Raw genomic sequence first — 18,026 nt, 5'->3', positions numbered from 1 at the left:
AGTGCTGGCTAGCCGGGATTAGCCCGCTGCATCTGGAGTCATGGAAATGCTGAATGTGATGCGTGAGCAAAACGATCCTGCGCCGCAGGCCAGATCGTTGTCGTATGATGTCGTCGCCCTGGTGTTGCAGGGCGGCGGCGCGCTTGGTGCTTATCAAGCGGGCGTCTACGAGGGCCTGCACGAGGCCGGGATCCGGCCGAACTGGCTGGCCGGCATCTCGATCGGTGCGCTGAACGCCGCCATCATCGCCGGTTCGCCCGAGGCCGAGCGGGTCGGACAGCTGCGCAAGTTCTGGGAGAGCATTTGCTCGGCGCCGGTGGAGTGGCCGACCGGCGAGGGGCTCGCCGATGCAATGCCGTTCGCCTTCGATCTGCGCTCGGCGCACAATGCTCTGGCGGCGATGAGGGCCCTGTTCCAGGGTCAGCCCGGCTTCTTCAAGCCGCGCTTCCCGCCGCCGTTCCTGTCGCCCTTTTCGGGCGATGCCGCGACGAGCTTCTACGACACCTCGCCATTGCAACAGACGCTGGAGCGGCTGGTCGACTTCGATCGGCTGAACGCCGGCGAAGTGCGCGTCAGTGTCGGCGCGGTCAATGTCCGCACCGGCAACCTCACCTATTTCGACACGGCCGAACGGCGGCTCGGCCCGAAGCATTTCGCAGCCTCCGGCGCGTTGCCGCCCGGCTTCCCTGCCGTCGAAGTCGACGGCGAGCACTACTGGGACGGCGGCGTTGTCTCGAACACGCCTCTGTCCCGTGTGTTGTCGAGCGAGCCGCGCGACACCCTGACCTTCCAAGTCGATCTCTGGTCGGCGCGGGGACGCGTACCGAATGACATGATGGAGGTCTCGAGCCGGCAGAAGGACATTCAGTATTCCAGCCGCACACGCGCCATTACGGATCAGGCACTACGGATGCAGACGATGCGTCAGGCGCTGCAGCGAACGCTCGAAATGCTGCCGGACAGCGCGAAACAGCACCCGGAAATCCGCCGTATCGCGGAGCTGGCCCGGCATCGCTCCTGCAACATCATCCATTTGATCTACCAGTCCAAGATCTACGAACGCCATTCCAAGGACTACGAGTTCGGACTGAACGCGATGCGTGCGCATTGGCAGAGCGGGCTGGAAGACATCCGCCGCACGCTGGCTGATCCACGACGTCTCGATCCGCCGGCCCCCGAGCTCGGCATCATCACCCACGACATCCATCGTCGCGACTGACTTCGCGATAATCTCACTCACCAAGTATCGAAAGGAAATCCCATGTTGAAGGGCAGAGTAGCCATCGTGACCGGATCGACAAGCGGCATTGGACTCGGTATCGCCAAGGAACTGGCCAGTCTTCGCGCTGATATCGTGTTGAACGGCTTTGGCGATGCCGGCGAAATCGAGGCGATCCGCGGCGGAATTGAACGTGAGCATGGCGTGCGCACCATCTACGACGGGGCCGACATGTCGAAAGAGGACGCGGTACGCGGTTTGATCGCTGCAACAGTTGAGAAATTCGGCCGCCTCGACATCCTCGTGAACAATGCCGGCATCCAGTTCACTGCGCCGGTCGAAGAGTTCCCGGCAGCCAGGTGGAATGCGATCCTGGCGATCAATCTATCGGCTGCGTTCCACAGTATTGCAGCTGCAGTACCCCAGATGAAGAAGCAGTGCTGGGGACGGATCGTCAACATTGCCTCCGCGCATGGCCTGGTTGCTTCAACACACAAGGCTGCCTATGTCGCGGCCAAGCACGGACTGATCGGACTGACCAAAGTGGTCGGCCTGGAGACCGCCGGGAGCGGCGTCACATGCAATGCGATCTGTCCCGGCTGGGTGCGCACGCCCCTGGTCGACAAGCAGATCGACGACATCGCCGCGCAGAGAGGCATCAGCCAGACGGAAGCCGCCAGGACACTCCTGGCTGAGAAGCAGCCCTCGCTCGAATTCGTCTCTCCGGCGCAGCTTGGCGGCACCGTCGCCTTCCTGTGTTCGTCTGCCGCAGATCAGGTCACAGGAACGGCGATTTCGGTCGATGGCGGCTGGACCGCCCAGTAACAGCCGCGGAGCGTGCTCGATATCTTGGGCCAGAGTGCGACGGCTGAACCAGTATCACACTCGTCGCTCTCGGCCTGATGAAAAGCATTGTCGGTGAGCCCTATCATGTTTGGCGAACATCCTTCCCTGCCAGTCGTTCTGATCAACATTCTAGGGCTTGCCGGCATTCTCATCTGGCACCTCCAGGGACGGCGGCGTCCAACCGCGCGCCTGATCGTGCAGATCTTGTTCTTTGGCGGCATGAGCCTTGTGCTTTGGGTCGCTGGAATTTCGCCTTCTCATGTTGACGCTGAGCTGCAGGGCACGGGATTCCTGTTGGCCAGGTCTGCGAGGGTTCTCTGGTGGCTTCACCTGGCATGGACGATGATCGGCTTCGTCCAGATCTACATCACCCTCAATCGGCGACCGCATGAAGCGCATCTTCTTCAAGATCTGATCGTCGGCGTCGTCTATCTCGGCGTGGCCCTGTCGGTCATCGGCTTCGTCTTCGGCGCGCCGGTCGGCCCACTCATTACCACCTCGGGTGTCGTCGTTGTCATTATCGGTCTCGCGCTGCAGAATACGCTTGCCGATGTTTTTTCCGGGATCGCGCTTGCGCTGGGCCGGGCTTACGAGATTGGCGACTGGATCCAGCTTGCCGACGGCACCGAAGGGCGCGTTGCAGAAACCAACTGGCGCTCCACCAATCTGCTGACGAGTGACCATAACGTCGTCGTCCTCCCGAACAGCGTTCTGGCAAAGCAGGGGGTGACCAACCGCAGCCGTCCGGATGAGTCGCATCAGATTGCGCTCACCATGCGCATTGCCGCGAATCACAAGCCGCGCCTGGTCGAGGAGACGATGTTGAGCGTTCTGCAAGGTTGCGAACGGATCCTCGGAGACCCGCCGCCGGCCGTTGCACTCAAATCGATCGATGCGATAGCCATCGAAGTCCAACTGCTGTTCCGCGTGGCGAGTGCGCCTAGCCGCATAGCGGCGCAAAACGAGATTATCGATCTGGTCTACGAGCATTGCAAAGCGAATGGGCTCGCATTGGCAATGCCGGCCCAAAGCGTTGCCTGCGCGCCGCCGACCGCAGCCAACGAACGGGGGTCATCGTCGAGCCGGTCTCATCTGGCGCGCTGAGCAGGTCGCGCCGTTCGGAACAGGACGGCAAGAATGACATAGCAGTGCAGCCGTCCATTCAGCTGGGCTTTCCAGGATCCATCATTGAGCCCAAATCAAGTCTGTTTAGGTCCATTCAAACTCTACCTCACCTCGATGCGGATGCCATTCGCGCCGTTGAGCAACCGTCTCAGGTGATAGCTCGCGAGCGGATCGTCGGCGTGCACACCGACCAAGGCGGCAAATGCCGGCATGGCGCTAGCGCAGTGCGTCTTTAGCTTGCTGAATGCTTCCACATACCGAGCGGTGGCTGGCGCGCTGAACGCCGCCGCTGACAGAGGCTCGTGGGCGCGGAGGGGCTCGCTACGTCCGCGCAGCACGAGATCGCCGACTGGCCGCCCCCTGAAGTCGCCTGCCCCGCTCGCGACCGCGTCGCTGACGCAGATGCGCGTTCCGAATGTCTTGTTCGCGGCCTCCAGCCTAGCGGCAGTGTTAACCGTATCGCCGTAGGCAGTGAAATCGAAGAAGCGATCGCCGCCGAAATTGCCCACCAGCGCGGGACCCGCATGCACGCCGATTCGCGTTGCGCCAAACTCGACGCCCTTCCGCTTCCAACGTATGCGAAATTCCTCTGCCCACTTATCGAGTTCCTGAGCGCAAACGATCGCCCGCATCGCGTAATCGTCCTGATCGCCCGGCGCGTTGAACAAGACCTGAATGGCATCACCGATCACCTTCGCAACCGTACCGTCATGGGCAAAGACGACATCAGTCAGGCCGCCGACATATTCATTCAGCAACTCGGCCAGAACCTCCGGAGCAGCTGTCTCCACGAGCGAGGTAAAGCCCGTGATGTCGGTGAAGATCACGGCAATGTCACGCCACCGCACCTGCATATCATCGTCGTCGCCATCCGCCGCGAGACGCTTGGCGAGCTCAGGTGAAAAATACCGTGACAGCGACGCATGAGCACGCTCGGCTTCCGCCTGACGTTGGCGCGCCTCGCGCAATACCGCGATGTGATGCAGCGTCTTTCGGATCGTGGCTTCCAGGTCTGCGAAATCGATCGGCTTGGTTAAGAAGTCGAAGGCCCCGCGGTTCATCGCAGTCCGGATATTGCTCATATCACTGTAGGCCGAAACTATGATGACTGACTTCTTGTCTTCCCGCTCCTGCAATCTCGCGAGCAGTGAAAGGCCGTCCATGCGCGGCATATTGATGTCCATAATTACGAGATCGACTTGGGGATGCCGCTCGATCGAGTGCAGCGCTTCAAGGCCGTCTCGAGCGAACACGAAGTTGATGCTCCCTTCGCGAATCTGCTTGCGAAATCGCTGCAGAACGAGCACCTCCAGATCGGGCTCGTCATCGACCACGAGTATCGATGCTGTCATGCTGCCTGGCCTAGCCGTGACTCAATCACCTGGCGTAGCTGCCCGAAATCGATCGGCTTGGTCAGCAGGCCCTTTGCTCCCCTGGCCAGTGCCGTCCTGCGCGTCTCTGCATCGCCATAGGCAGTGATCATGATGACAGGCACATCCGGTCGCCGGGCGCGCACCTCCGGAAGCATGTCGAGACCGTTCATCCCTGGCATGTTGATGTCGGAGAGAATCAGGATCAACGTCTGCTCGCCGGTGTCCGCAATACGCGTCAGCGCCTGCGCCGCGGAACCGGCAAAATCCATCGCGAAACGCTGAGCGCGAAGATCGCGACGGAATTGCTGACGGAACAACACCTCGACATCTTCTTCGTCATCCACCACCAGAACCAGGACAGTCATGGCTCACTTCCCCTGTTGCTCGAACTATTGCTCCCACGCGGCAACAGGATGGTGAACTCGGTAAACTCACCGGGCTCGGTCTCTACATCGATCCTGCCGCCGTGCTGCTTCACGATTATGTCGTGACTCATGGACAGTCCTAACCCCGTACCTTCACCGGGCGGCTTGGTCGTGAAGAACGGATTGAACATCTTCTCCTTGACCTCAGGTGAAATTCCGACGCCGTTGTCGCGGATGCGAATCTCAACATCATCGCCGCAGTTGCGCGTGCTGGCGCTCAGCGTGGGCTCAAATTCGACCTGACTTTCGCTGCTACGCTTGGCCACCGCATAGAAGCCGTTGGATATCAGGTTCAGCAGCACGCGCGTGATTTCCTGGGGAAATACCACGGCAACACCGGCTTCGGGATCGAAATTGCGTACGAGAGTGGCGTTAAACTGCGGCTTCTCGGCGCGAGCTCCGTGATACGCGAGATTGAGACTCTCCTCGACCAATCCGTTGATGTCTGTTGGCCGATGCTCGCCGCCGACTCCACGCGAGTGCAGCAGCATATTTTTGACGATCGAATCCGCGCGTTTGCCGTGCTGAACTATCCTTTGGAGATTGTCCTTCAACAACCCCCGCAGTTCGTCGAATTCATCACGAACATCAACCGGCAACACGACCGGCGCGAACGCGTCGTTGACCTCGTCCATTAGCTCCACCGAGACAGCCGCAAAGTTGTTAACAAAGTTAAGCGGATTCTTGATCTCATGTGCGATGCCGGCGGTGAGCTGTCCGAGCGAAGTAAGCTTCTCGGTCTGCACCAAACGGTCCTGTGCAGCGCGTAGGTCATCCAGCGATCTGGCGAGCTGTGTAGTTCGCGCCTGAACCTCTTCGAACAGCCGCGCGTTCTCGATCGCGATGACAGCCTGATCTGCGAACGTGTTGAGGAGATTAATCTGGCTGTCACTGAACACGCCGGGCTCTGCGCGCGATACACCGATCGTACCGATTGCCAGACCCTCGCGCAGCATAGGCACCACGATGATGCTGCGATATCCCCGCGCGCGCGCCATGTCCTTGACAGGCTGCGGCACATCGGGTTCGGTTTCGACATTGGAACGGAACGCCATCTTCGACGTGAGCGCAACCCGGCTGTGGATTCCCGAAGACGTCAGCGGCGCGGGAAATGTCGCTCGAATCTCCGCGTGGCCAGCTTCGCTTCCGACGGTGCAGGCAGCCAGATGAAGCTTATCGTCGACAACGCGCGTCACCAGCGTCGTCTGGCCACCGAGCAACCGCCGGGAGCTCTCCGAGATGACATCAAAGACCGGTTGCACGTCGGTTCGCGACAAGGCAATGACGTTGAGGATTTTCGCCGTGACGGTCTGCCGCTCCAGTGCGATCGCAAGCTCGGTTTGCAGATTTGTATTGTCGGCGGCCGCGCGCTGCAGCTTCCGCTGGAGTTCCTCGATCTTGCGACTTCCCGCGATGTCCATGGGTCGATCGTCTGACGCTTCAGTTGGCGCTTCCGTGCGAACAAGCACGTCGGCGGGCTAGACGGTCGCTGATGGAGCGCTGTCGGGGCTCATCCTCGTCTCCGTTACCTAGCCACAATCGATAGTTAACTAACCGGTCAAGAACCTGCGCCAGAGCAATTGATGCGATTGAAGAGCGATTGCGACCAACGTGTTCACTGTCGTTGGTTGACCCACCTCATTCGGCTCAATCGCTGCCCGCAGTCAAATCCCGCTGAAGAATAGGCTGGCCAACATACGATTGGCCGGGCCGTCGACCCGACCTGGCTGCCTTTGATGCCCCGCTGGAGTCCCGCGGTTGCGCGGAAACAATGGTACGCGCCGCTCAGACGCCCTGGCTAAGCCGCACACGCCGCGCGCATCGGGACGGGGAGCGCCTCCCAGATTCGGACTAGCTCTCCGATCGAAGATGCTTGCATCTTGCGCATGACGTTGCTGCGATGAAGCTTAACCGTCACTTCGCTAATACCAAGGTCGAAGGCGATCTGCTTGTTGACCCGGCCACGCGCAACTTCGTGGAGCACTTGGCGCTCACGCGGTGTTAACGTCTCCAGTCGGTCGACATTCGATCTCATAACCTTGGCTTCAGCCCGCTGCGCAAGGTCTCGCTTGATACCGGCGGTCACGGCATCGAGCAGCGTCTGATCCCGAACTGGTTTGGTCAGGAAGTCGATCGCCCCTGCCTTCATGGCCTGCACGCTCATCGGAATGTCGCCATGTCCGGTCAGGAACACGATCGGCTTGGAATTGCCAGTTGCGGTGAGATGGAGCTGCAGGTCGAGGCCGCTCGATTCCGGCATGCGGACATCGAGAACCAGACAGCCCGGCCTGTCCAGCACGTCTGTATCGAGCAGTGCGCGTGTCGATGCAAAAGTGGTGCATTCCATGCCGGCCGAATGCATCAACTCCTGCAAGGCCTCACGTACTGCTGCATCGTCATCAACGACAATCACGAGCGGTTGGCTGGATTCGTTTCGCGTCTCCCTGCTTCCCAAAGCCGACTTTCGCAACGAGACCGGATCATTGATCATTATCGCCCTCCAGATTGGTGTCGCCCAGCGTGTGATCTATAGCGGCAACCAGGTCCTGCCCGCCGAACGGCTTCGTGAAGAAGCCGCTGATGTCCTTACCGGTCGCCCGGTGCTGATCCCCGATCTCATGGCGGCCGGTCAATAGAAACACCGGCAGCTTAGGCCGCGTCTTCTTCACGATGTCGAGAAGCTCAAAGCCGTCCATGCCTGGCATACCGATGTCGGTGATAAGGCAGTTGATGCACGACAGATCGCTCGTCAGCAGCGACCTGCCAGATGAGAATGTAGCAACGGTATAGCCAACCGACTCGAATAGGTTCTCCAGAGACTCAAGAACTCTTGGATCGTCGTCGACAACAGCTATGACAAGTTTTTGACTCACTTTTCGTCTTCTCCCGTCCGGCGAGAATGAGTCACCGGGATCTGTAGCTTTTCTGCAATCCGAACCAGATCGGCCAGTGATACCGCCGCCATTTTCTGCATCACGTTTCTGCGGTGGATCTGAAGCGTAACTTCACTGATGCCGAGCTCGGCCGCGGCCTGCTTGTTGAGAAGCCCGCTGGTGACAAGCGGCAGCACCTCACGTTCTCGCGGCGTCAGATCGAGATAGCGCTGCCTGAGGACGTCAAGGTTCGCGCGCTCCGCATGCGCTTTCCTGTCTTGCGCAACCGCGGTGCGGATAGCCTGCATGAGAGCCGCATCGCTGAACGGCTTGGTGAGAAAATCCACGGCACCATGCTTGATGGCGCGAACTGTCGACGGAATGTCGCCATGCCCCGTGATGAACACGATCGGCGGATGATCTCCGTCCGCGATCTGATTCTGCAGATCAAGGCCATTGATATCGGGCAGCTCGACATCCAGGACCAAGCAGGCAGGCCGCTTCGGCTTATCCGCCTTGACGTACTCTCCGGCGGACGCAAAGGCGTGCGCCACAATTCCATGCGACGCCAGCAATTCGCCAAGCGCTTCGCGAATGCGGACATCGTCATCGACAATGAAGACGATCGAATCGTCGTTCGTCATGCAGCGACTTTCGATTCGATCGGCAACGTAAAGATGAACGTCGCGCCGAGCGGCGCGCTCGTTTCCGCCCACAATTTTCCACCGTGAGATTCGATGATAGATCGGCAGATCGCAAGTCCCATACCCATCCCATGCTCCTTCGTCGTAAAGAACGGTTCGAATAACCTGTCCGGGTGCTCGAAGCCGGGGCCACGATCGCTGATCTCGGTCTGGATCGAATCCGCAACGCGGCGCACCCGCAAGCGAAGAACCTTACCGTTCGCAAGAGCGTCCATCGCCTCCATACCGTTTCGAATGATATTGATTAGAACCTGCTGGAGTTGAACGCGATCGACTGCGACGGGCGGCAAGCCTTTCTCGACCTCGAACTCCATGCGGACAGAGCGCCGCAATGCTTCTTCCGCCATGAGCTCTCGCGCCTCGGTAATGAGGCTGGCGAGCGTCATCGAGATGCGCGAATCCATCGACTGCTTGAACAACGCCCGGATGCGGCTGACCACATCGGCCGCCGCATTAGCATCACGGATGATCCGTTCCACTGTTCGGTGCGCGCGATCAATGTTTGGCGGGTCCATCGCCAGCCAACGTTGGCAGGCATGCGAATTGGCAATAACAGCGGCCAACGGCTGGTTGACTTCGTGCGCGATCGACGCAGAGAGCTCGGCAAGGCTCGCCGCCTGGCTTGCGCGCGCCAGCCGCTCTTGCGCGAGACGCAGCGCCTCTTGCGCTCGAACCTCGCCATCGATGTCGAGACAGATTACATTCCACTGCACGATGGCACCTTCGGCATTTCGCATCGCCTCGGCGCGCGTCTCAACCCAGCGATATTCACCGTCGAAGCGCCTGAGCCGGTGCCGGCGTGCATAGGGCTCACCAGTCGTCAGGCTATGGGCATATCTCTCCTTGACGCCCGCGAGGTCGTCGGGATGCACACCCGCATCGAGCGTCCCGTCGAGCCGGGACTTTCCCGTTCCATCCAACGTGTCAAGTTCATAGCCGAGGAATTCGCGCAGCTGCTGGCTGCGATAGATCGGCTCGCCATTAGGCGCTGCACAATCGATCATAGCCGGGAGCGTTTCGACAAGCTGACGGAGCGATCGTTCGCTCTGCCGCAGCGCCTCATGCGCGCGCACCTGATCATCGATGTCGATGGAAACCTGGTACCAGTGCATGATCGTTCCGTCTCGGTCGCGCAGAGGCTCGCAACGTCCCTCCATCCAGCGGTAATTGCCGTCTTTCCAACGTCGGCGATACCGCATCATGAAGGGGTCGCCAGTCCTGAGACAGCGGAGCGATGTACGCAGCACCTCCGGGGCATCTTCGGGATGAACCAGCTCTCGCGCCACCGTGGTGGTATCTTCGAAGGTCGCACTGGAGAGGCCGAGATCCTCCAAAGATCGCTTGTTGACGTAGGCCAGCTTGCCGGCGGGCGCCCAGCTCCAGATGTGGACTGGCAAGGCATCAACGAGCTGAGACAGCTCCTGTTCTCGTTTTCGCAACGCCTCATGCGCGCGAACCTCGTCTCCGATGTCGATTGAAACCATGTACCATTGCACGATCGCACCGTCGGCATCGCGCAACGGCTGCGCGCGCGCTTCTATCCAGGGATAGGCATCGTCCTTGTCGCGCCGGCGAAAACGATTGACGAAAGGCGTTCCGGTCGCAAAGCCATCGAGTGCCCTTCGCAGCATGACCGGAAGATCGTCAGGATGAGCCAGGTGCCGGGCCAGCCCCTCGAAATCCTCGACGTGCGCCGGCGGTGTACCGACGCGTTCCAGATATCGCTTGCTGGCAGAGGTGAGCCTGCCAGTGGGATCGAAGCTCAGGATATTGATGGGCACGGCATCTATCATTTGCTGCAGTTGTCGCGTGCTGTTCCGCAGCGCCTCTTCCGTCGCCAACTGATCGTGGATGTCGACGTTCGCGCCGTACCATTGAATGATTTCTCCGCGCTCATTGCGAAGCGGATCCGCGCGTCCCTCTTGCCAGCGATAGACGCCATCTGCCCGGCGGTTACGAAATCTCAAGGCGAACCTTTCGCCGGTGCGGAAGGAATGGCTTAAAGCGCCGTACAGAGCATCTCGATCATCCGGATGGACGAGGTCTCCGATTGCACTGCGTAAACCACCTTCGGCATCGAAGTCTTCCAACTTCATACCGATGTAGTCCATCATGGTTTTGTTTATGTACGACGGCTCGCCCTTCGGGGTCACACACCAGATCTGCGTCGGAACCGTGTCGACGAGCAGCTGAAGCTGCCGCTCGCTATGCTGCATCGCCTGCTGGGCGCACATCATGTCATGAATATCGACACTGACACCGTACCACTGGATGATGTGGCCAGCATCGTCGCGCAATGGTTCTGCGCGGGTCTCGGTCCAACGATAGATGCCACCGCGGCGAACTTGGCGATATCGCTGGAGATAGGGTGTGCCGGTCTCGCATGACCTCTTGAAGGCTGCAATCGCCTCCGGCCGATCCTCCGGATGGACGACGCTTAGCGACGGCCTGCCATCGGTCGAGGTGATATCCTCGAGCGTGGCGCCTGTGGCCTCTGTAAACCGCTTGCTGACATAGGTCGGCGTGCCGTCCGGCTCCGTACTCCAGACCAGGGCGGGAACCGCATCGGTCAATTGCTGAAGCTTCCGTTCGCTCCGCCGCAGCGCGTCTTCAGCGTGCATCTGGGCATCGATGTCGAGACATACGCCGTACCACTGCACGATATCGCCGTCGCGATTGCACATCGGCTCAGCACGTGCGTCCACCCAGCGATAAGTACCGTCTGACTGACGCAGGCGATGCCTCAACCCAAAGGGCTCACCGGTCTCGATCCCGCGTTGAACTGCGTTGCGGACAGCGATCGCATCATCGGGATGGATGATCACCTCAATCACCGCATCGACCGAATCCAATTGTGCAACTGGCACGCCAGTATATTCGACCAGCGGCTTGTTGAAGTAGACGGGGTTGCCCTGTGGCGACAAGCACCAGATCAGCACCGGAACCGTGTCGATCAATTGCTGCAACGAGCGTTCGTGCTCGCGCAGCGCGGCTTCAGCTGTCTTGAGTTCGTCTATGTCGATCGTCGTGCCGTACCAGCCGACGATGCGGCCATCGCCATCGCGCGTTGGCAAGCCGAAACTGCGGCACCAGCGATATCCGCCGTTCGCATGCCACATGCGATGCTCGCAGTTATAGTCGTGGCCCGTTCGCAGGCTGTGACGCCAGGTTTCAAGAAGGCGATCAAGGTCATCCGGATGAACGACGTTTCGAAAGCCGAATTCATCATCTTTCGTCGCAGCGAGATCCTCTTTGGGCAATCCCGTGAAAACCCTGGGACTTCGGCTTGTATAGAGAAATTTGCCCTCCACATCGGCAAACCACGCGAGCGCCGGCATGCTTTCGATGATCCGCAGCGCCTGTTCGGCTTTGCCGCTCACCCTTTTCACGCGCTTGCGATCGGCCAGCAGAGCCACGGCTGCTATCACGAGCCCAAGGGCCGCCATCACCGCGGCAATCGCAGCAACCTGACCGATCGGCAAGTCTGTCAGCCGCGCCAAGACGAGCCCGGCGCCACAGCCCGCCAATGCGACACCGAAGCGGTCAATATAAGGTGCTGTGATCATTATCGGCCGCTCCCGGCGTGAGATGGTCCGATGCCTCACATCGCCCTCTCAGCCTGGCATCCGTCCCAACTCAGGGATCTCGCCGGAATTCTATCATGGCCGGGCTTGGCGGCATCTCATGGAAACCCATGATAGGCAAACGCCAAGGATTATGGAAGCAGCCGCACGATACGCGGCGGCGCATCAGCTCACCGCAATCGCTCTTCAAACGTGGCAATCGTTCTGGCGCAGCTACGGATACGACGATGATATCCTTCTATTAGCTCCTTAGGCCGGCCATTCCTCGAGAGAACGGCCCAAAGCCAAGTCTTGCTTGCCCCACATCCAGGTCGACCTGACCAACAGCAGGGCGCAAGCTATCCCGATAGACAGTATCGGGCTCGCGAAGAATTCCCCAGTTTTCCCGCGTCACGCGCGGCGCCTGCCGGCTCGAAGATGCCGCAGAAGGCGTCCGCGACGCGAGGAGCGACTGTTATGCATCATTCTCCCGCCTGCACCTGTGTCATTGCCCAACGAAGTGGCTGGCACTTCGTCGGCGCCCTGTGCGGGCTCTCGATCGAGATGCTCAAAGTCGTCCAGAAGAATTATCTCGATCGACGCTGGCAGCTAGGCCGGTCACAAGCATCCCTCCCCGTTATGGCCGGTTGCTACGCGCCCAGGCGAGCTCTCGCGAGCAGATGCGCTCACGCGAGGAGACGTCCATGAGCAAACCTCGCATCCGTGATGTTGCGCAAGAATCTCCAATTGAGATGACTGACATATCCAGACCGCACGACAACACGCCGGTCACCGGCCTTCGTCGTCCAGTCAATGAGATGTCACGTGTTCTGAAGACGACGCCGGTGCACATCGCGTCAGATTTATCTGGCGGCGCCATCGCACAGTGGAGTCATGACGCGTTTCACGAGGTGGTCGAGCCGATGACCGATCACGTCATCATGACGTATGTCGGTACGGTCCAACGGCTAGAGCGCCGCAACGGAAAGTCGGTTGTCACTGGAACGGCACGCGACGGCACCGTCACCATCATTCCGGCTGGTTCGATGTCCCGCTGGGACATCTACCGTCCGATGGATATCATTCAGCTCTACCTGCCACAAGCAACGCTCACGCGCGTCGCGCTAGAAGCGAACATCATCGCGCCGCACGATCTTGTCGAGCGAACGACGTACCCGGACCTTGTGACGTCACGGCTGCTCGTGAGCGCGGCCGATACTGTCGAGGGTAATGAGGCACTCGACAATCTATTCAGGCAACAATTAAGCGATCTCCTAGCAACACGCATGCTCTCAGCCCACACCGGCCAGCCTGAGACCCATCACCTCGCACTTGGCGGCCTCTCACCGGCAGTATTGCGTCGGGCTATCGAGCGGTTACGGTCAGACAGCGATGCGGACGTTTCGCTCACCGCCCTCGCCTCCGATTCCGGGCTGTCGCGGTTTCATTTCTGTCGTGCGTTCAAGGAGAGTACGGGGCTTTCACCGCATAACTGGCTTCGTCGATATCGACTCGAACAGGCAACCATCATGCTGCGTGACCCAAACAATTCTGTGGCGCAGATCGCGGCAGCGCTTGGCTATAGCTCGCAAACAGCGTTTGCGGCCGCGTTCCGCAAATTGACTGGAGAGACACCGAGCGATTGGCGAAGGCGCGCACGTTGACCACAATAGCTCTTCAATGAAGTCAATCGCTCTGGCGCGGCCACAGGTCAATTTCGCTACGCCATCGCGACCATTCAAGTCGGACCCAAGATACGGGTTCGACCGAGCAATCCTAGCGGCCCCCTGACGCTAGGTGATGCGAGCGGCGCTTGCCCCCATGCGCTCGGCTCGTCGCGACGGCCGGCCTTTCCCCACATCGGGGCCGGCCGTCGTTCTCTTTTACGAAGCAGGTATTTGGCAGTAATGACGATCCCTTATATCTTTCACGCCAGCGAAATGCCGCCGTCAACGCGCAAGGTGGCACCGGTGACGAAGCTGCTGGCATCGGACGCCAGAAACAACGCGGCACGGCCGAGTTCTTCGGGCTGGCCGAGCCGGCCGAGCGGAATTGCCTTCGCCAGCGCGGTATCGAACAACGGCCTCTCGCTTTCAGAAACACCCATCTTGCTGATGATCGGCGTGTCGACAGGTCCAGGGCTCAGGACGTTGACGCGAATGCCGCGGTGCTTGAATTCCAAAGCCCAGCTTCTCGCGAACGCCTCAATCGCCGCTTTGCTGCCAGCATAGACCGCATGGCCGTCCAGCACCTTACTGCTGGCGATCGAACTGGTCAGAATGATCGATCCGCCGTGCCGGAGTAACGGCGCGACCTTCTGCACACCGAAAAACACACCGCGCACGTTGATCGCAAACTGCGCGTCGAACTCATCGATACCGACCTCGCTCGAAGGCCTGATGACAATGACGCCGGCGTTGGCAAAATAGATATCCAACCCGCCAAATCGCCGCCGGATGTCTTGAGCAACTTGTTCATGATGCGCCAGGTCCGAGACATCTCCCTGGATCGCAAGGGTCCGATCTCCAATCTCCGCAACCGCCGCATCCAAAGCGGGCTGCGTTCGCGCGGTGATAATCACCTGCGCACCGTTTGCGGCGAACAGCTTTGCAGCAGCCAGCCCGATGCCGCTCGCTCCACCTGTGACCAAAGCCGTTTTGCCACGAAGAACACTCATCATGTAACCTCTCTTGAATAGCTTGGAGGGAGATCGAATTTCGGCCAAGTCGCTTCCTTCATCGTTCTGTCGACTTCATGGAGAGGTCATTCCTCGAGATCGGCCATTTTCTCGTGCCATTCAACTGGTGCGAACGCTGTCGCCGACTGACCCGTCCATGGTTCTTCATCTGACCATGCGAGTGTCGGACCCATTTTTGAAACGGCCCCTCGCGTCAGCGCAAGATCTGGCTCCGAGGTACTCTCAACAGCTTCATGATTCGACGTCGTAGAACTCTACTAGCCTTCGAGCCCTCCTACGTGGAACCGCCGGAATGGCGATTCCACGGACTTTGCGCGGACGGGATTGGATGCCCGTTCTGAGCTGGCTAGTTGTGAGGACACGCCCTAGCTTGCTCGCAACTCAACAGGCGGTCAGTAATCCCAGAACACCGGCACCCAGCGGAAGGCGTCGCCGTCGACCGCCACGTGTCCGACCGACGGGAACGGCAGGTGGGTGGCGACCAGCATCTCGCCCGTCTGCGCCAGCTCGCGCAACAGACGAACGCGAGCGCGCGCCGCCTCCTCGGGGTCGTGTTCGAAACCGTTGTACCAGTCGGGGTGTTCGAACCCGACCGCGAACACTAGGTCGCCGGCAAATGTCAGCGCGTCACCGCCGGACGCCAGACGGACCACGCTGTGCCCGGGCGTGTGGCCGCCGGTACGACGAACGACGACGCCCGGCGCCACCTCATGCTCCTCGTCGAACGTCCGCAGATTGTCGCGGTACTCGCTCGCGAACCGCTTGGCGGTCGCACGCAGCGCGTCCGGAAATCCCGGCGGCATGGAGACGTGGGAGAAATCGGGCGCCTCCCAGAACTTGACCTCGGCTTCAGCGACGTGGATGCGCAGGTCCGGACGCAGCCTCTCCTTCACGCCGTCGACGAGCAGCCCGCCGACATGGTCCATGTGCATGTGGGTCAGCACCACGTCGGTGACGGACGAAAGATCGATGCCGGCGGCCTCGAGCCGCTTCACCGTCTGCCCGGCCCGCGGCAGGTGCAGGTCCGGGTCCGCCCCCAGGCCGGCGTCGATCAGGATGGTTTTCCCGCCGCTGCGGACCATGACCACGTTCAGCGCCCAGTCGAACGCGTCCGCCGGCAGGAACATGTCGTGCAGCCAAGCCGCCCGCACGGCAGGATCAGCGTTGTGTCCCAGCATCTGGGTCGGCAGCGGCAGCACGCCATCGCTGACGACAAGCACATCGATGTCGCCGACCCGCACCGCGTAGCGCGACGGAACCAGCTCTTCAGGCTTGGATCCAACGAGTTGTGAAGCGTTATGTACATTCATATTTGTCTCCTGCTGACATTGCGGACGATCTGTTTCATCTTTGAGAACACCTGAGTCCGGCTTCAAACGTTCGATCCTAGGCAGACCGTACTTCTGCGAGGAACGCGTACTTCAAGCTGACGAGGTGTGCAAAGTTCGGCGACACGCTTGTGGCTAGGTGTGTCACCGCGATCGACTATCGAACTTCGTTGGCGACCGCCCCAGAGCGATTGCCATTGCTATAGAGAGATTGCTGCCAATGAGTACGCCTCCACCTTGGATGCGATACCGCCAACGCTACGTTCGCGCATCCTTACGGTCGATTGGGGTCGGAGGATAGGATGAGCTATACGACGGTATAGGTTCTGTCGTTCAGGTTGCGAGCAGACGATTGATCGCCTTCTTCGTCTTAACCGTGGCGGGATCGATGAACGTCCGACACGGAGCCACCCCAAAAATGAAGCGGCCGGCTGATCGGAGATCGCAAGTGTCAATCAAGTAGAGTCAAGCAAAAAACGACGATCTTGGAAAAGACGTCGATATCCATGCGCCACTATAAGGCCTTCCGCACGAAACAGACCAGCCGTGCACGGAGTAACATGACACGGTGGTGCGCGACATGGGCATGCGTGATCGATATGGTCGGGCCAAGGTCTGCGACGTCGCCGGCACGGCACGGAGCTCGGCCGCGGCTACGCCAAGCAGGTTGGCGGCAAGGATAGCAGCAGCAACGAGAGTGGCGGCGAGAAGGGGCTTGGGCATCAACAGGCTCTCGGTAGGGGGCACGATACGTTCTCAATAGAGGAGATCGATTCGTGGGTTACCGAGTCATTCTCGATGCAGGTTGATCGCGACAGTTGGGACCGGCAACGTAGACTAACTTAACCCCAGCGCCTGCAGGTCTGGCCCGACGGGCACGATGCCGCTCGGGTTAACTGCCTTTAACGCGTAGTAGCTGCGCTTAATATGGTCGATACTGACCGTCTCTCGAATGCCTGGTATCCCGAGCAGCCGACGCAGGTACGTGCTGAGAGCAGGGTAGTCGACGATGCGCCGCAGGTTGCATTTGAACGCGCCGTAGTAAGCTGCATCGAACCGGATCAGCGTGACGAACAGTCTGACGTCGGCTTCGGTCAGCCGCTCTCCGACCAGCGATTTATGCGTGGCCAAATGATCTTCGAGTTGGCCTAGCATGTCAAAGACGCCTTTGATCGCCTCCTCGTATGCTTCCTGGCTAGACGCGAAGCCGGCACGATACACACCGTTGTTCAACTTCGGATAGATGCGGTCATTCCATGCGTCAATCTCGGACCTAAGCTCTTGGGGATAGAGGTCGATGCTTTCGTCCGCTAATGCACCGAAACCGGAGTTGAGAATGCGCAGGATGTCCGCGGACTCGTTGTTGACGATCGTCGTCAGCTTTTTGTCCCAGAGAACTGGCACGCTCACACGACCGGTGTAACCCGGCGCCGCGCGCGTATAAACCTCATGCAAATAGGTGGTGCCATTGATGACGTCCCGGTCCGCTCCTGGATAATCGCCGAAGCGCCAACCCTGATCGGTCTGCCTAGGCTCGACCACCGATACCGAGATTACATCGTCCAGCTTCTTTAACCTTCGCGCGATCAGGGTTCGCGACGCCCAAGGGCACGCCAGCGAGACGTAGAGGTGGTATCGCCCGGACGCCGCCTTGAACTCACCCCTCGGTCCAGGACTTCCGTCGGGGCTGACCCAATTCCGGAACGCCGATTCCGGTCGCACGAATGAACCTTTGGCATCATTACCGATCGGCCGGCCGGTTACCCATTTGCCTTCGACAAGCATGATGTCTCTCCACACGCGACTTCGAGATTTTCGCTGTCGGTGCTCCAGTGAGGTTGGTCCTCCCTCACCCAGCACGACGTCAAGCGC

The 18,026-nt window shown here is 59.9% G+C and carries 14 protein-coding genes; 4 read left to right on the top strand and 10 right to left on the bottom strand.

What is annotated here, in order from left to right; genetic code table 11:
• Window positions 1–58 precede the first annotated feature (58 nt).
• The 3 genes from QDT69_RS23550 (at window position 59) to QDT69_RS23540 (ending at window position 3,169) form a co-directional block, all read left to right on the top strand.
• On the top strand, window positions 59–1,219 hold the full coding sequence (locus tag QDT69_RS23550; RefSeq protein WP_279708870.1) for a patatin-like phospholipase family protein: 1,161 nt from the start codon (window positions 59–61) through the stop codon (window positions 1,217–1,219).
• A 42-nt stretch (window positions 1,220–1,261) separates the two neighbouring features.
• Window positions 1,262–2,044 carry a 3-hydroxybutyrate dehydrogenase gene (locus QDT69_RS23545; protein WP_279708869.1) on the top strand — a complete coding sequence of 261 codons (783 nt, stop codon included), beginning with the start codon at window positions 1,262–1,264 and terminating at the stop codon, window positions 2,042–2,044.
• Window positions 2,045–2,149: 105 nt separating this feature from the next.
• A complete protein-coding gene (locus QDT69_RS23540) occupies window positions 2,150–3,169 on the top strand; it encodes a mechanosensitive ion channel family protein (RefSeq protein WP_279708868.1) in 1,020 nt (339 codons plus the stop codon).
• Window positions 3,170–3,291: 122 nt separating this feature from the next.
• Here QDT69_RS23540 and QDT69_RS23535 read toward each other — a convergent pair whose 3' ends face one another.
• The 7 genes from QDT69_RS23535 to QDT69_RS23505 all read right to left on the bottom strand — a co-directional run bounded on the left by QDT69_RS23535 (window position 3,292) and on the right by QDT69_RS23505 (window position 12,131).
• Window positions 3,292–4,542, bottom strand: a complete 1,251-nt coding sequence (locus QDT69_RS23535) for a response regulator (RefSeq protein WP_279708867.1) — start codon at window positions 4,540–4,542, stop codon at window positions 3,292–3,294.
• A complete protein-coding gene (locus QDT69_RS23530; protein ID WP_279708866.1) occupies window positions 4,539–4,928 on the bottom strand; it encodes a response regulator in 390 nt (129 codons plus the stop codon). Before QDT69_RS23530 ends, QDT69_RS23535 begins: the two co-directional genes overlap by 4 nt.
• Window positions 4,925–6,409, bottom strand: coding sequence for a sensor histidine kinase (locus QDT69_RS23525; RefSeq protein ID WP_279708865.1), 1,485 nt, complete (start codon window positions 6,407–6,409; stop codon window positions 4,925–4,927). Before QDT69_RS23525 ends, QDT69_RS23530 begins: the two co-directional genes overlap by 4 nt.
• Window positions 6,410–6,786: 377 nt before the next feature.
• Complete coding sequence (locus tag QDT69_RS23520; protein WP_279708985.1) at window positions 6,787–7,482, bottom strand: response regulator transcription factor; 696 nt, start codon at window positions 7,480–7,482, stop codon at window positions 6,787–6,789.
• Window positions 7,469–7,861 (bottom strand): response regulator, encoded by a 393-nt coding sequence (locus QDT69_RS23515; protein WP_279708864.1) that lies wholly within the window; start codon window positions 7,859–7,861, stop codon window positions 7,469–7,471. The genes QDT69_RS23520 and QDT69_RS23515 overlap by 14 nt, the downstream gene beginning before the upstream one ends.
• On the bottom strand, window positions 7,858–8,505 hold the full coding sequence (locus QDT69_RS23510) for a response regulator (protein WP_279708863.1): 648 nt from the start codon (window positions 8,503–8,505) through the stop codon (window positions 7,858–7,860). Before QDT69_RS23510 ends, QDT69_RS23515 begins: the two co-directional genes overlap by 4 nt.
• Window positions 8,502–12,131: a PAS domain-containing protein gene (locus QDT69_RS23505; protein ID WP_279708862.1), complete on the bottom strand. Its 3,630-nt coding sequence runs from the start codon at window positions 12,129–12,131 to the stop codon at window positions 8,502–8,504. The genes QDT69_RS23510 and QDT69_RS23505 overlap by 4 nt, the downstream gene beginning before the upstream one ends.
• Before the next feature lie 749 nt (window positions 12,132–12,880).
• Here QDT69_RS23505 and QDT69_RS23500 point away from each other — a divergent pair.
• Window positions 12,881–13,792, top strand: coding sequence for an AraC family transcriptional regulator (locus tag QDT69_RS23500; protein WP_279708984.1), 912 nt, complete (start codon window positions 12,881–12,883; stop codon window positions 13,790–13,792).
• A gap of 263 nt (window positions 13,793–14,055) precedes the next feature.
• Here the strand turns inward: QDT69_RS23500 and QDT69_RS23495 are convergent, their stop codons facing one another.
• The 3 genes from QDT69_RS23495 to QDT69_RS23485 form a co-directional block, all read right to left on the bottom strand.
• On the bottom strand, window positions 14,056–14,805 hold the full coding sequence (locus QDT69_RS23495; protein WP_279708983.1) for a glucose 1-dehydrogenase: 750 nt from the start codon (window positions 14,803–14,805) through the stop codon (window positions 14,056–14,058).
• A 413-nt stretch (window positions 14,806–15,218) separates the two neighbouring features.
• Window positions 15,219–16,136, bottom strand: a complete 918-nt coding sequence (locus tag QDT69_RS23490) for an MBL fold metallo-hydrolase (RefSeq protein WP_279708982.1) — start codon at window positions 16,134–16,136, stop codon at window positions 15,219–15,221.
• 855 nt (window positions 16,137–16,991) lie between these two features.
• A complete protein-coding gene (locus QDT69_RS23485) occupies window positions 16,992–17,939 on the bottom strand; it encodes a glutathione S-transferase family protein (protein WP_279708861.1) in 948 nt (315 codons plus the stop codon).
• Between the last annotated feature and the right edge of the window lie 87 nt (window positions 17,940–18,026).

Origin of the sequence: Bradyrhizobium sp. CER78, assembly GCF_029846235.1 — a bacterium.
GTDB lineage: Bacteria > Pseudomonadota > Alphaproteobacteria > Rhizobiales > Xanthobacteraceae > Bradyrhizobium.
This window is presented reverse-complemented; position numbering and strand designations above follow the sequence as displayed.